Source organism: Mesorhizobium sp. B1-1-7 (assembly GCF_006442705.1).
Taxonomy (GTDB): domain Bacteria; phylum Pseudomonadota; class Alphaproteobacteria; order Rhizobiales; family Rhizobiaceae; genus Mesorhizobium; species Mesorhizobium opportunistum.
In genome coordinates this window covers 1-14,074 of sequence record NZ_VFWQ01000033.1, presented here as the reverse complement: position 1 = coordinate 14,074, position 14,074 = coordinate 1, and the positions used below count along the sequence as shown (strand labels likewise).

The 14,074-nt window shown below is 61.9% G+C and carries 13 protein-coding genes; 11 read left to right on the top strand and 2 right to left on the bottom strand.

The window, feature by feature from the left end:
- The first annotated feature begins 223 nt into the window (after positions 1-223).
- From FJ978_RS32110 to FJ978_RS32080, 7 genes are all read left to right on the top strand, one after another.
- On the top strand, positions 224-2,632 hold the full coding sequence (locus FJ978_RS32110; protein WP_140576828.1) for a phosphoketolase family protein: 2,409 nt from the start codon (positions 224-226) through the stop codon (positions 2,630-2,632).
- Positions 2,629-3,807, top strand: a complete 1,179-nt coding sequence (locus FJ978_RS32105; protein WP_140576826.1) for an acetate/propionate family kinase — start codon at positions 2,629-2,631, stop codon at positions 3,805-3,807. Before FJ978_RS32110 ends, FJ978_RS32105 begins: the two co-directional genes overlap by 4 nt.
- Before the next feature lie 163 nt (positions 3,808-3,970).
- Positions 3,971-4,975, top strand: a complete 1,005-nt coding sequence (locus FJ978_RS32100) for a L,D-transpeptidase (protein ID WP_140576825.1) — start codon at positions 3,971-3,973, stop codon at positions 4,973-4,975.
- A gap of 214 nt (positions 4,976-5,189) precedes the next feature.
- Positions 5,190-6,257: a type III polyketide synthase gene (locus FJ978_RS32095; protein WP_140576845.1), complete on the top strand. Its 1,068-nt coding sequence runs from the start codon at positions 5,190-5,192 to the stop codon at positions 6,255-6,257.
- Entirely contained in the window at positions 6,254-6,979 is a 726-nt protein-coding gene (locus FJ978_RS32090) for a methyltransferase domain-containing protein (protein WP_140576823.1), read from the top strand. The genes FJ978_RS32095 and FJ978_RS32090 overlap by 4 nt, the downstream gene beginning before the upstream one ends.
- Positions 6,976-8,217 (top strand): NAD(P)/FAD-dependent oxidoreductase, encoded by a 1,242-nt coding sequence (locus FJ978_RS32085; protein WP_140576822.1) that lies wholly within the window; start codon positions 6,976-6,978, stop codon positions 8,215-8,217. The genes FJ978_RS32090 and FJ978_RS32085 overlap by 4 nt, the downstream gene beginning before the upstream one ends.
- A 144-nt stretch (positions 8,218-8,361) precedes the next feature.
- Positions 8,362-9,282, top strand: a complete 921-nt coding sequence (locus FJ978_RS32080; protein WP_140576820.1) for an isocitrate lyase/PEP mutase family protein — start codon at positions 8,362-8,364, stop codon at positions 9,280-9,282.
- Between the two features lie 33 nt (positions 9,283-9,315).
- Here FJ978_RS32080 and FJ978_RS32075 read toward each other — a convergent pair whose 3' ends face one another.
- Entirely contained in the window at positions 9,316-9,918 is a 603-nt protein-coding gene (locus FJ978_RS32075; protein WP_140576819.1) for a diguanylate cyclase, read from the bottom strand.
- A 290-nt stretch (positions 9,919-10,208) separates the two neighbouring features.
- Between FJ978_RS32075 and FJ978_RS32070 the strand changes: the two genes are divergently transcribed.
- From FJ978_RS32070 to FJ978_RS32055, 4 genes are all read left to right on the top strand, one after another.
- A complete protein-coding gene (locus tag FJ978_RS32070; protein ID WP_181176905.1) occupies positions 10,209-10,820 on the top strand; it encodes an alpha-ketoglutarate-dependent dioxygenase AlkB in 612 nt (203 codons plus the stop codon).
- Positions 10,821-10,951: 131 nt separating this feature from the next.
- On the top strand, positions 10,952-11,398 hold the full coding sequence (locus tag FJ978_RS32065) for a DUF2231 domain-containing protein (protein ID WP_013894150.1): 447 nt from the start codon (positions 10,952-10,954) through the stop codon (positions 11,396-11,398).
- Entirely contained in the window at positions 11,395-12,744 is a 1,350-nt protein-coding gene (locus tag FJ978_RS32060) for a sorbosone dehydrogenase family protein (RefSeq protein WP_181176903.1), read from the top strand. The genes FJ978_RS32065 and FJ978_RS32060 overlap by 4 nt, the downstream gene beginning before the upstream one ends.
- A gap of 59 nt (positions 12,745-12,803) precedes the next feature.
- Positions 12,804-13,421 carry an NAD(P)H-dependent oxidoreductase gene (locus FJ978_RS32055; protein WP_140576816.1) on the top strand — a complete coding sequence of 206 codons (618 nt, stop codon included), beginning with the start codon at positions 12,804-12,806 and terminating at the stop codon, positions 13,419-13,421.
- 177 nt (positions 13,422-13,598) lie between these two features.
- On the opposite strand, the gene FJ978_RS32050 is transcribed toward FJ978_RS32055, so the two are convergent.
- On the bottom strand, positions 13,599-14,074 hold a 476-nt coding region (locus tag FJ978_RS32050; protein ID WP_140576814.1), incomplete at its 5' end, for a DUF1236 domain-containing protein.

Here is a 14,074-nt window from a genome sequence, read left to right as displayed (position 1 = left end):
GGCTGTCGCGCTCCAGTCTCTAACCGCTGGAGGACTTCAAGGTTCCCACATTCCCCGTACAGGCCGCCAGCCCATCCTGAATCGCGAGCGGGCTCCTGCCTGCTTGGCAGGGCGCGGTTCAATGCCGGCCCTGATGGCGGCCGTCAGGGCTTGCTCGGGCACGCAGCCGCTCCAGTTACCTGCAGCGAAGCGCTGCTGGAGAACCGGTACTGGAGGTTGGGCAATGAATGACAAGGCTGGTGCAACGCCGCGGGCGATCGGCCTCGAACGGATCGATCTCATGAACCGCTACTGGCGTGCCGCGAACTACATCTCGGTCGGCCAGATCTACCTGCTCGACAATCCGCTGTTGCGCGAACCCTTGAAGGCCGAGCACGTCAAGCCGCGGCTGCTTGGCCATTGGGGCACGACGCCGGGCCTGAATTTTCTTTACCTGCATCTGAACCGCGTTATCCGCGAACGCGAACTCGATATCCTGTTCATCTGCGGCCCGGGCCATGGCGGCCCCGCGATGGTCGCCAACACCTGGCTCGAGGGCACCTACAGCGAAATCTATCCTGATATCGGGCAGGGCGAAGACGGTCTGAGGAAACTGTTCCGGCAGTTTTCCTTCCCCGGCGGCGTGCCAAGCCACGCCGCGCCCGAAACGCCCGGCTCCATCCATGAGGGCGGCGAACTCGGATATGCGTTGGTCCATGCCTTTGGTGCGGCCTTCGACAACCCGGATCTGGTGGTTGCCTGCGTCGTTGGCGACGGCGAAGCCGAGACCGGTCCGCTCGCGGCGTCATGGCATTCCAACAAGTTCCTGAACCCGGCGTCGGATGGTGCCGTCCTGCCGATCCTGCATCTTAACGGCTATAAGATCGCCAATCCAACAATCCTTGGCCGCATGGACGACCAGGCGTTGCGAAACCTTTTCGCCGGCTATGGCTACGAACCGTTCTTCGTCGAAGGCCACGAGCCGCTTGCCATGCACCAATCCATGGCCGGGACGCTCGACACGGTGCTCGATCGCATCCGGTCCGTTCAGGAACAGGCCCGGTCGCCGGGATGGCGTGGCGGGCTTCCGCTGTGGCCGATGATCGTGCTGCGCAGCCCCAAGGGCTGGACCGGGCCGAAGGAGGTCGATGGCGAGAAGGTCGAAGGCTTCTGGCGTGCGCATCAAGTGCCGGTGTCGAACGCGCGGGGAAATGAGGAACACCGCAAGGTCCTCGAAACCTGGATGCGAAGCTATGAGCCGGAGAAACTGTTCGACAAAAACGGACACCTTCTGCCGGAACTCGCTGCGCTGGCTCCGACTGGATCAAAGCGCATGGGCGCGAGCCCATATGCGAATGGCGGGCTGTTGAAGCGCGACCTTGTGCTTCCGGACTGGAAAGGCCTGGCGCTGGAAGTGCCCCGGCCGGGAGGGGTCGTTGCCGAAGCGACGCGGATTTGTGGAAGCTACCTTCGCGACGTATTCCGCCTCAATGCCAAAGCGCAAAACTTCCGGCTCATGGGACCGGATGAGACATCGTCCAATCGCCTCGACGATGTGTTCGAGGCCACCGATCGGGTCTGGATGGAGGGCATCGAGCCCTACGACGTCCATCTTTCCCGGGACGGCCGCGTCATGGAAGTGCTGAGCGAGCATCTCTGCCAGGGTTGGCTCGAAGGTTATCTGCTCACCGGCCGTCACGGACTGTTCTCATGCTACGAGGCCTTCATCCATATCGTCGATTCCATGGTCAACCAGCATGCCAAATGGCTGAAGACTTCCGGCGAACTCGCCTGGCGCAAGCCGATCGCCTCGCTCAACTATCTCTTGACCTCTCATGTCTGGCGCCAGGACCACAATGGCTTCAGTCATCAGGATCCGGGTTTTGCCGACCTGGTCGCCAACAAGAAGGCCGACACCGTCAGGCTCTACTTCCCGCCGGATGCCAACACCCTGCTGTGGATTACCGACCATTGCCTGAGGACCTACAACCGCATCAACGTCATCACAGCCGGTAAGCAGCCGACGCCGCAGTGGCTGTCCGTCGAGGAAGCCGAAGCCCATTGCAAAGCGGGCGCGGGCATCTGGGAATGGGCCGGCACCGTGGCCAAGGGCGAGGAGCCGGATGTGGTCATGGCCTGCGCCGGAGACGTGCCGACGCTGGAAACGTTGGCCGCGACGGACATTCTGCGCTCCGCGATCCCCGACCTGAAAATCCGCGTCGTCAACGTCGTCGACCTGATGACGTTGCAGTCGAACACCGAGCATCCGCACGGTCTCGCCGACCAGGCCTTCGACGCGTTGTTCACGAAAACACAGCCGGTCATTTTCGCCTATCACGGCTATCCCTACATCATCCATCGCCTGACCTATCGCCGCGCCAACCATGACAACATGCATGTGCACGGCTTCCGCGAGGAGGGTACCACAACGACGCCGTTCGACATGGTGGTGCTCAACGAACTCGATCGCTACCACCTCGCGCTTGCCGCCATCGAGCGCGTGCCGGGACTGGCCGAAAGGACCGAAGGCCTTGCCGGCGAGCTCCACGACCGGCTGGTGAAGCACAAGGCCTATGTCCGCGAGCATGGCGAAGATATGCCCGAAATCCAGAAATGGAGTTGGCCCGCGAACGCGGCAAAGGTCCGCCAATGATGCGCCAATCGATCCTGGCATTGAATGCCGGCTCGTCCAGTATCAAGTTCGCGCTTTACGATCTTGCCTCGCCGCAAGATCTACAACTCGTTTCGCGCGGCACGCTGGATCTGGGCGACGTACCTAGACTGCGCGCGACAGCGGCCGACGGAACGGCTCTGTGCGACCGGCAACTCGCCGCCGACAAGCCGCGTGACACAGCCATCGGCGAGATGCTGAATTGGGTGCAGGGCGAACTTGGTGGAAGAAAACTTATCTGCGCCGGCCATCGCATCGTGCATGGCGGGAGCGCGTTCATCGAACCCGTCCGGTTGACCCCAGCCATCATCGAGGCCATCGACAGGCTGACGCCGCTCGCTCCGCTGCACCAGCCCCGCAGCCTCGCGCCGGTCCGCGCCATAGCCGCCTTGCAACCGGACCTGCCACAGGTCGGGTGTTTCGACACTGCCTTCCATCGGACGATCGAGCCGCTCGTGCGGCGCTTTGCGCTTCCCCGCGAATATGAAGGAGAGGGCCTGCGCCGCTACGGTTTCCACGGCCTTTCCTACGAATATATCGCCGGGCGGCTCGGCGAGATATCGCCATCTCTCGTGGCGAAACGCACCATCATCGCCCATCTCGGCAACGGGGCGAGCCTTTGCGCCCTGCGCGGGGGCAAAAGCGTCGATACCACGATGGGGTTTTCCGCCCTCGACGGCCTTGTCATGGGTACGCGCTGCGGCGCCATCGATCCCGGCGTGCTGCTGTATCTCCTGTTGGAAAGAGGCGTAGCGGCGGACGAATTGCAGACGATGCTCTACGAGCGATCCGGACTGCTCGGTGTATCCGGTATTTCGGGCGACATGCGGACGCTGGAAGCGAGCGATGACCCTCACGCCCATGAGGCGATGGAGCTTTTCGCCTTCCGCTCGGCGAGGGAGGCGGCGGCGCTTGCGAACACGATGGGTGGGCTCGAATGCCTCGTCTTCACGGCTGGCATCGGCGAACGGTCATCCTCCGTCCGCAAGGCGATATGCGGGAAATTGACGTGGCTTGGCGTGGCGCTTGACCGACATGCCAATGACGCCCACGCCGAGATCATCAGTCGTCCAGACAGCAAGGTGGAAATCCGTGTGGTTGCGACTGACGAGGAAAAAATTGTTGCGCGTCATAGCCGCGTGGCGATGCAAGCCTGAAGGAAACGCGATCCAGTTCCGGCCCGAGCAGGAGAAGGCCGCCAACTCCTGTCGACGCCAATACTGCGCCTAACGCCGACGGTGCATCTGACCGCGAGGGGAACCAGTTGGACCGTGCCGCGTCATAGAAGCAGGTTTGGTTGCAGCCAGGAAAGTGACATCGATGATCAGGCTCCTTCTTGTCGTCGCCGCGGCGCTCGCCCTTGCATGCGGTGCGACGGACGCAGCCAAGCTGGACCCGAACGCCGTCAACCAGGCCCAATTCACCGCCGGTGAGCCGAAAGGTGTCGATCCGACCGTTCTGAGGGCGCAGATCCTTTTGGATCGCGCCCGCTTCTCGCCGGGCCTGATAGATGGCCGCCTGTCGGAGAACTTCGCCAAGGCGGTCGGTGCCTATCAGACTGCGAACGGTCTCCAGGCCGACGGCAAGCTCACACGCGAGACCTGGGACAAGCTGATAGCAGCCTCCGCCCGTCCGGCCCTGATTGCCTACGAACTGGCGCCCAAGGATGTGCGCGGACCTTTCACCAAGCGTATTCCGGCTCGCATGGAGAAGATGGCCAGTCTGCGGCGGCTCGGCTATCGCAACGCGATGGAGAGGCTGGCGGAGCGCTTCCATGTCAGCGAAAAATTGCTGAAAATGCTCAATCCAGGCGCCACCTTCCTGAAGGCAGGCACGATGTTGATGGTGCCAGACGTTGGCCGAGGCGATCCTCCAGCGGCCATTGCCGGCGTCGAGGTCGACAAGGGCGCTCGCGTGGTGCGCGTGCTCGATGCATCGGGCAAATGGCTCGCAGTCTACCCCGCCTCGATCGGAAGCGACGAGAAGCCGGCGCCGAGCGGCACGGCAGAGGTCAGGCGGGTGGTGCACAACCCCACCTATCACTACGATCCGAAGTTCGCTTTCAAGGGCATCAGGACCAAGCGGCCCTTCACTATCGCAGCCGGTCCGAACAATCCGGTGGGATCGGTCTGGATCGACCTTTCCATCGAAAGCTACGGCATTCATGGCACGCCCGAACCCGGCAAGATCGGCACGACGTTCTCGCACGGCTGTATCAGGCTGACCAACTGGGATGCCGAAGACCTCGCCTCCATGGTGCAAGAAGGCACCACGGTCAACTTCAAGGACGAGATGGCGGACGTCGGCAACGAGCCGCCGCAGTAGCACATCAGGCCGAAAGTGGTGTCCGCGACGGCGGCCGCCAAAATTTCCTGTCGTTGGATGCTGCCCCTTGAATCTGGCACGGCGGGACGAAACTCGTTGTGGGAATCGTTTGTGGGACAGGCAACGCTCAAAGCCGGCGCCCCGACATTGGTGCCGTAGAGCAAAGACCCTTCGGCAGCGGCGACACCGCGCACGACGCCCAAGGAGACCGGAAATGTCTGCCAACGCCTATGTCAACCGGATCGCGACAGCGGTCCCGGAGCATGAAGTTCATCAATTCTATCTGCGGTTCGCGGCTTCGATGCTTGCGGCCAATCGCAGGAGGATCTTTGAACGCATGGCCGGCCTTGCCGGCATCGAAAGCCGCTATTCCTGCTTTGCGCCCGCCACCGACCCCGAAGGAGCGTATGTCGACCGTGCCGGAACCTTTGTCCGCGGCGCATTCCCCGGAACGGCCGCGAGAATGGCGATGTTTTGTGAAGCCGCTCCTGTCCTGGCAAAAAAAGGCGTCGACGGATTGCAGCTTGGCGACGAAGCGTCGCGCATCACCCATCTGATCGTCACCACCTGCACCGGGTTTTCCGCGCCAGGTATCGACCTGGACCTGGTTCAGAGCTGCGGCCTGTCGGACAGGATCGAGCGCACGATGATCGGGTTCATGGGCTGCTACGCCGCGATTAATGGCCTCAAGCTGGCCCGCCATATCGTTCGCTCCGACCCGCAATCGAAAGTCTTGCTGGTCAATATCGAGCTCTGCACCTTGCATCTCAATGAAACCACCGAACTGGAAAAGCTGCTGTCCTTCTGTCTTTGGGGCGACGGCTGCGCGGCCGCGCTCGTCACCGCCGAACCGCTAGGCATTGAGCTCGACAGTTTCCACTGCGCTGTCGCTGACGAGCGACGGGACCTGATGAGATGGGACATTCGCGACCATGGCTTCGACATGGTTCTTTCTGGCCAGGTTCCTGCGGCGATCCACGACGCGCTGTTGAGCAACCAGGACGCCTTCCTCGGCGGTCGGCCGACCGAAGCGATCGATCTGTGGGCCGTTCACCCCGGCGGCCGCTCTATCCTCGACGCTGTTGAAAGGGCGCTGAACCTCACGCCGGCCGCGCTCAAGCCGTCGCGCGAGGTGTTGCGCCGATACGGAAACATGTCGTCGGCCACTGTAATGTTCACGCTGCAAGAGATGCTGAAGGCGCCGCCGGGCCTGCTCGGCTGCGGCATGTCGTTTGGACCCGGCCTGACGGCTGAAACCATGCTCTTTAGAACAGTATCATGAGCGAACTGCACCAACGTCGCCTTGTCCCGGAAATCCTAGACGGATTGGCGGCCGACGATCCGCGGGCGCTCGCCTCGCGCCGCGATCTCCGACGCATCAACGCGCTGATGTTCCAGGCGCGGATCATGGCGTCATTGCTGCGGAAATTCGTGCCGAAGCCGCCACGGCGCATTCTGGAGATAGGCGCCGGTGACGGCACCTTCATGCTGGCGGTGGCGCGGCGCATGGCCAGGCATTGGCCCGAGGTGGAACTGACAATGCTCGATCGCGCCGGTCTCCTCACCGCTGAGCTCTACGCCGATTTCGACAGGCTGGGTTGGACCCTCGAAGGCATCACCGCCGACGTGTTCGACTGGGCGGGCGGCGCTGGGGGCAAGCGGTTCGACGCGATCACCGTCAATCTGTTCCTGCATCATTTCGACGACGCCAGTCTGGTGCGACTGTTTTCTCTGCTGGCGCCGAAGGCTCCGCTGCTGCTCGCAACGGAACCGCTGAGATCGATGCCGTCGCTGGCAGCGGCTCGCCTTCTGCCGGCGATCGGCGTCAATGACGTGACACGACATGATGCGGCCCAGAGCGTGCGTGCCGGCTTTCGCGGCAGCGAACTGTCCGGTCTCTGGCTCGCGGCCGGTCTCAAGCCGCTCGAGGAAAGGCGCGCCGGTCTTTTTTCCCATGTCTTCATCGGTGTCAGCGACAATGCCGGTTTTGAGTTGAACCCGTGAGCAAGCTATCGACCCATGATGCGATCGTCATCGGCGCCGGCCCGGCGGGTACTTCCGCCGCACTCACACTGGCCCGACATGGGTGGTCCGTGGCGATCGTGGAAAAGAGCACGTTCCCGCGCCGCAAGGTCTGTGGCGAATACATTTCGGCGAGCAATCTCGTGCTTCTCGATCGACTGGAGATCGGCGATGCCTGGCGCGCTGATGCTGGCCCCGAAATCCGCCGCGTAGGCTTCTTTTCCGGTGAGACCTGCGTCGAGGCGCCGATGCCGGACGCAAAATATGGTCCTGCAAAAGACGGCTTCGGCCGCGCGCTGGGCCGTGACGTTCTCGACGCGCTGCTCTTGCAGGCGGCGCGATCGGCGGGCGCCCAAATATTCCAGCCTTGCCGGGCCGTCGCCATCGATCGGGATGGGGACATGCAAAGGGTGCGCATTCAGGCGAGGGGCGAGAATTCGGGCGACGAGACGAGGATCTTGCGGGCCCCGGTGATTGTCGCGGCGCACGGTTCCTGGGAACCGGGACCGCTGCCAAGCCAACTCGAAAAGATCAACCATCCATCGGACCTGCTCGGCTTCAAGGCGCACTTCGCCGGCTCGACGCTCGCGCCCGATCTGATGCCTCTGCTGGCGTTTCCCGGCGGCTATGGCGGCATGGTCTTGGCCGATCATGGCCGGTTGTCGATCTCGTGCTGCATAAGGCGCGAGATGCTCGCGCGACTGCGCGGGAAACATGGCTCCGGACATGATGGCGTCGCAAGCCCTGTGTCGGCCGCTGACGTGGTCTTCCATCATCTCATGGCTTCTTGCCGGGGCGTCAGCGATGCTCTGGATGGAGCCTGTCTCGATGGGCGATGGCTCGCAGCCGGCCCGATCCGTCCCGGTATCCGGGCCTGCTATGAAAGGGACATCTTCCGTGTCGGCAATGCTGCCGGGGAGTCTCATCCGATCATCGCCGAAGGCATCTCGATGGCGCTTCAGTCTGGTTGGCTGCTAGCCAGGGAACTTTCTGGCGCGCCAAGCGGCCGGGCAGGGCGCGAAGCTGCCGGTAGGCGCTATCAAGCGGCCTGGCGAGGATTGTTTTCGACGCGCGTCCACGCTGCCGCGGCTATCGCCCGAATAGCGCTCGGCCCCGGCGGTCCCGTATTGATGGCTGCGGCTGTCCGGAATTTCCCGCAAACATTGACACTTGGCGCGCATATGAGCGGCAAGACGAGGCCGGTTCCCGGTCTTGCATGACCGGCGCCATAGCGCTCCGTTCCCGTCAATTGTGGATCCGGCAGCGTCAGCCTCAAGGCTGTCGCGACACGGGCCGAATGCCTTTCCCGGGAAGTGCTCTGGAACCTCGATTGGTCGATCGCGTTTTCGATCGGAGGTTCGAAGATGGTCCGACGCCTGTCCTGGAAATCGACTATCGACCACAATGCGCCGCTGGTGCTGCCATCGGCGGGCGATGCACTGACGGCTCGGCTGATCGAGCGCGCCGGGTTCTCGGCCTATCAGATCGGCGGCTTCGCTATGGTTGCCGGCATGCATGCGGTGCCCGACATAGACCTTGAGCAGTTCGGCGAAAAGCGTGCCAAGGCGCGCGAGATCATCGAGGCTTCGGACCTGCCGGTGCTGGTCGATGGCGACGATGGTTATGGCGACGTCAAGAACGTGACGCGTACAGTGAGAAGTTATGAGGCGGTCGGCGCCTCGGCTCTGTTCATCGAGGACCAGAAGCCGCCCAAACGCTGCGGGCACATGGCCGGCAAGAAAGTGGTTCCACCTGAATTCATGGAGGAAAAGGTCCGGGCGGCGGTCGCCGCACGCAGCAATCCCGATTTCTTCCTGCTCGCCCGGACCGACGCGCGCGAGCCGAACGGCATCGATGATGCGATCGAACGCGGCAACCGCTATCTGGAGGCGGGTGCGGACGGAGTTTATGTCGAGGGGCCGACCAGCCTGAAGGAACTGAAGACCGTGGGTGCCGCCTTCCGAGATGTGCCATTGGCCACGAGCATCCTTGAGCGAGGCGGCAAGACGCCGTGGGTCTCGCCTTCGGAGATGCATGAGATGGGGTATGACATGATCCTTTATCCCACAACGGTGCTGTTCCGGGCGATCAAGTCCATGCAGCAGGCGTTGGGCGATCTGCGCGAGGGCAAGCCGCTGGACCCTGAAACAAGCGTCGACCTCAAGGGCTTTGAGGACATCGTGCGCATGTCTGAGTGGGCCGGGATAGAGAACCGCTTTATGAGGTCTCCGCATGACGAAGCTGGAGTCATTGGAACGATCAAACAGAAGCTGACAGGCGGATGAGGAATCCCGCTCGCCGGGAATGGCGTCGGCCCGTCAGCGACGAGCGGTCTGTCCCGGTTCTCCCTTCCGCGCCTTCTCAGGGACGAGTTTTCCGGCATTGGCGCGAAGTCCCCGGACAAATTCCTCGATGTAAGGCAGGAATTCGAACAGCAGAATGACGACAAGCATCGCCACGATGTAGGTGACGGGCAGAGGTTGCGATTTCCAGACAAGATTGAATCGTGCCAGCTCTGATCCCAAACCGAAGAGTGCGAGGAATTGGCCCCAGTGCAGGGAGATCACGATGATGATGCCCATCAGCGGGATCATCTCCAGAAAGCTGTGAACGTGCTGCTCGACCGGCGTCACGGTTCGTGCTGTCGTGGCGTAGCGCACATCCCACATGGCGGTGGCTTCGTGGACGAGGAACGCCACAAGCATGCCGGCGATGATCGAGGCGTTGATATCGAGGAACATGGCTGCCAGTAGCGGAATGCCGACCTCAACGAACATCAGGAGATGAATAAGGGATTCCTTGGCGCCAGTCGTCGTCTCGATATGCGAGGCGCGATGACATAGCCAATCAGCGAACCCGGCCAGGAGCCAGAGCGGCAGGATGAAGTACATCAAAATAACGACAGTCGGATCGGACAGCATTTCAGTCCCCGGTGGCTGGGCGGAGCGCTCGCGCCACTGTTCAATTGGTTAGATCAGGGGAAACCCCGATCATGCCAAGCGGTAAAAAACGACGGTGTTTTGCCCGCTTCGACGAGACTTCAACGATGCGGTGCCGTGCAGGTTCCGGACTCGTCGCGAAGAGATCACGATCAGCGATCGCCTCCTGGCACTGAAACGAGAGTCCCACGGTCCTCCGCGGGGGCGATCCGTGGGATTGGTCGTTTCGTTCCGATATTGCCAGGCGGGCTGGCCCTCACCATCTAGCCATGATGTCGATGTTCAAATCGAAAACAGCCGGCTCATCCTCGCTTCAGCATGATCTCTTTGGTGCTGTCGACGATCTGCCGGAAGGTTTTCGCTACCAGCCCGGATTGATCACCCCTCGGGAAGAAACCGAACTCGCCAGGCAACTGGGCGCTTTGCCTTTCCAGGCGTTCGATTTCCATGGCCATTTGGCCAACCGGCGGGTCGTCGGTTTTGGCTTGCGTTACGACTATGATCGGCGCGAAGTCGTGCAGGCGCCGGCAATACCTGACTTTCTGTTGCCTCTGCGCGAAAAGGTTGCAGCCCTTGCGCGACGGCCGGCCGAAGCCTTCGCACAGGTGCTGATCAATGAGTATCGGCCTGGCGCCGGCATCGGCTGGCACCGTGACAAGCCTCATTTCGAAGACGTGGCGGGTGTCTCGCTGCTGGCGCCCTGCAGCTTCCGGCTCCGGCGAAAGAACGGCACCAAATGGGATCGCCGGACCATCGTCGTCGAGCCAAGGTCGGCCTATCTGATGACCGGGCCATCACGCACGGAATGGGAGCACAGCATTCCGCCGGTTGACCTGCATCGATACTCGATCACCTTGCGGACTTTGCGGTCTCAAAATTCTTGAATCGCATGCGCTCTTGCTGAGCTTTGAGATAGCCTTGCGATGCCATCACGAGTTGTTGAGCGCAAACTGTTCCGGGAACCTCCCAACCACAAGTTGGTTTGGAAGACAGGTCCAACTTTCAAAGGTGGAGAATGTCCGTGGCCCGTGCCCAATCCAAGTTGGTGGTCTCCCGGCGTCCGCTTCACAAAACACCGATGGCCGTGGCCAATGCGTGTTTCATAGGCACGTTGCTGACCGACGTAACCTATTGGCAAAGCGCGGAAATGATGTGGGCCGATTTTTCCGCCTGGCTACTCTTCGCCGGCCTGGTCGTGGGCGTGCTCGCGGTTCTGCTGGCGCTTGTCGATTTGTTCACCGGTCGGCTTTCCGGTGCGGCAAGGTCTGCGTGGCCCTCGCTTCTCGGTAATCTCGTCGTGCTCGTCATATCGTTCTTCAACGCGCTGGTGCATAGCCGCGATGCCTGGACCTCGGTTGTGCCGACAGGGCTCACCCTGTCAGTCGCTGCGGTGATCGTCCTGCTCCTCCTCTGTCTGCTGGAATGGAGTTTCGGCCGCAATCGAGTGGAGGTGGTCGAATGAGCGCCCTGTTGTTTTCCAGCCGATATATCCAGCGCGCGGCAGGTCTCGGTCTGCTGTGCGGTTCGCTCCTAATACTGCCGGCGTGCAGCAATAATGAGCCGCACCCAGGCGATCAGGTCGGAGCGAACCCGACACTACCAGAACTGACTCAGTATCTTGTTCCGCCGATGCATGTCGCTTCGGTCGTCGGCTGGAAACAGGATGAGACGCCGACAGTCGCCAAGGGCCTGCAAATCAAGGCCTTCGCGAAAGGACTGAAGCACCCGCGCTCGCTCTACACTTTGCCGAATGGCGACATTCTGGTGGTCGAGTCCGTGGCGCCGCCCGGTGCTGCAATCAAACGTCCGAAAGACCTGGTCATGGGCTGGATCGAGTCCATGGCGACCTCGGGCGGAGGGACTGAAGGAAGCAACCGGATCACCCTGCTACGCGACACGAACGGCGATGGCATGCCCGATGTCCAGGACATATTCCTCGATCATCTCAATTCGCCCTTCGGCGTGGCCCTGGTCGGCAACGATCTCTACGTCGCCAACACCGACGCCATCGTGCGTTACCCCTACACCACTGGCGACACCAAGATCACCGCGCCCGGCACCGTACTCACGCCGTTGCCCGGGGGGCCGATCGATCACCACTGGACCAAGTCGCTCGTCGCCAGCCCTGACGGGTCGCTGCTTTATGTCGGCATCGGCTCCAACAGCAACATCACCGAGAACGGCATCCAGGCCGAGAAGGACCGGGCCGCGATCTGGGAGGTCGACCGGGCCACCGGGCGCCATCGCATTTTCGCGAGCGGGCTGCGCAATCCCAACGGGCTGAGCTGGGAGCCGCGGAGCGGGGCGCTGTGGGCAGTCATCAACGAACGCGACGAGCTCGGCCCCAATCTGGTTCCCGATTACATGACATCGGTCAAGGATGGTGCCTTCTATGGCTGGCCGTACAGCTATTATGGCCAGCATGTCGATCCGCGCGTGATGCCGCGGCGGCCGGACCTGGTGGCGAAAGCCATCCCTCCGGACTATGCCCTGAGTTCCCACGTCGCACCTTTGGGTCTGGTGTTCTACACCGGAACCAACCTGCCGGACTCCTATCGCAACGGCGCCTTTGTCGGCGAGCATGGCAGCTGGAACCGCAAGCACTTCAATGGCTACAAAGTCGTCTTCGTAGCGTTCAAGGACGGTCATCCGGAAGGCAAGCCGCAAGACGTCGTCACCGGTTTTCTCGAGAACGACAACAAGGCGCATGGGCGGCCGGTCGGAGTTGCCGTCGACAAGGCGGGTGCGTTGTTGATAGCGGACGATGTCGGAAACACGGTCTGGCGCGTGACGTCCGCATCCCCATAGATATTTCCGCAACAATGCCGAGTGATTGGGTAGCTCTCGCAGCAGTCAAGGACGTTCAAATGCAACTGACAGCCTTCGCCCTCAATTGCTCGCTCAAGGCCTCCGACGACAAGGAGAAATCCTCCACCGACCGCCTGCTCGCCGACCTTCTGGCGGCGCTGGTGCCGCATGGGGTCAAGGGCGAGATCGTGCGATCGCTCGATCACGACATCAAGCCGGGTGTCCTTTCAGACATGGGCAAGGGTGACGACTGGCCAAAACTCAGACAGAAGATTCTGGCAGCCGATATTTTCGTGCTTGGGTTGCCGATCTGGCTCGGTCAGCCCTCGAGCGTTGCCAAGCGCGTGCTGGAGCGCATGGACGCGTTCTTGGACGAAACCGATGGCCGGGGGCGCATGCCGGCAGCCGGAAAGGTAGCTCTGGTGGCCATCGTCGGCAATGAGGATGGGGCGCATCACTGCCATGCCGCATGCTTTCAAGCCTTGAACGATGTGGGCTTCACCATTCCCTCCAATAGTGGAATCTACTGGGTCGGCGAGGCCATGGGCGATGTCAATTATGTCGATCTGCCTGAAACGCCGGAAAAGGTCGCCGCCGCGATCGAAATGGCTGCCTCCAACGCTGCCCATCTCGCTAGCTTGTTGAAAGGCGAAGCCTATCCTGGCGTCTTGCGGTGAAGGTCGGTTTTGCGGTGAAGGTCGGTCTGAGTGTTGGCACTCCGTATCCCAAACGCCTGAATGCTCCAGCCGAACGCCACGCCGGTTCGCCTTTCATCGGTAATTTGCCCGTGATCGCCGGATGGCAATAACGCAGCCCGTCGTGCCGCGGGCAAGACGGGCTGCGGGGGTATCCTGCTAGGTCAGAATGAGCACGATCTTGTACGTATCCGGGTCGACGATGACGATCCGGCCGTCGGCGAGTACGAAATACTCATATGACTCATAAGCCGGGACAATCTTGACGATGCGAGCCGGCAGACGATGCAGCCTGACCTTGTGACGCGGCACCTCGACGCCCACGGAAACGTCGAAGTCGACATTGGCTACGGGCTCGACCTTCGTTTCTTTGATCACCTGGGTGATCTGGGTTTTCTGTTCGACCGTCACATTGTTGATCGAAGCGGTTGAAGTCTTATCCTGCGTAGAGGTCTTGCCCTGGGCCTGCTGGTCCGTGGTGGTGCCGGCGCTGCCCTGGGCCTGCTCATCGGTCTGGACCTTTGCCTTGCCCTGCGCCTGCTGGTCCGTGGTGGCGCCGGCCTTGCCCTGGGCCTGCTCATCGGTCTTCATCTTGGGCTTGCCCTGGGCCTGCTGGTCCGTGGTGGCGCCGGCTT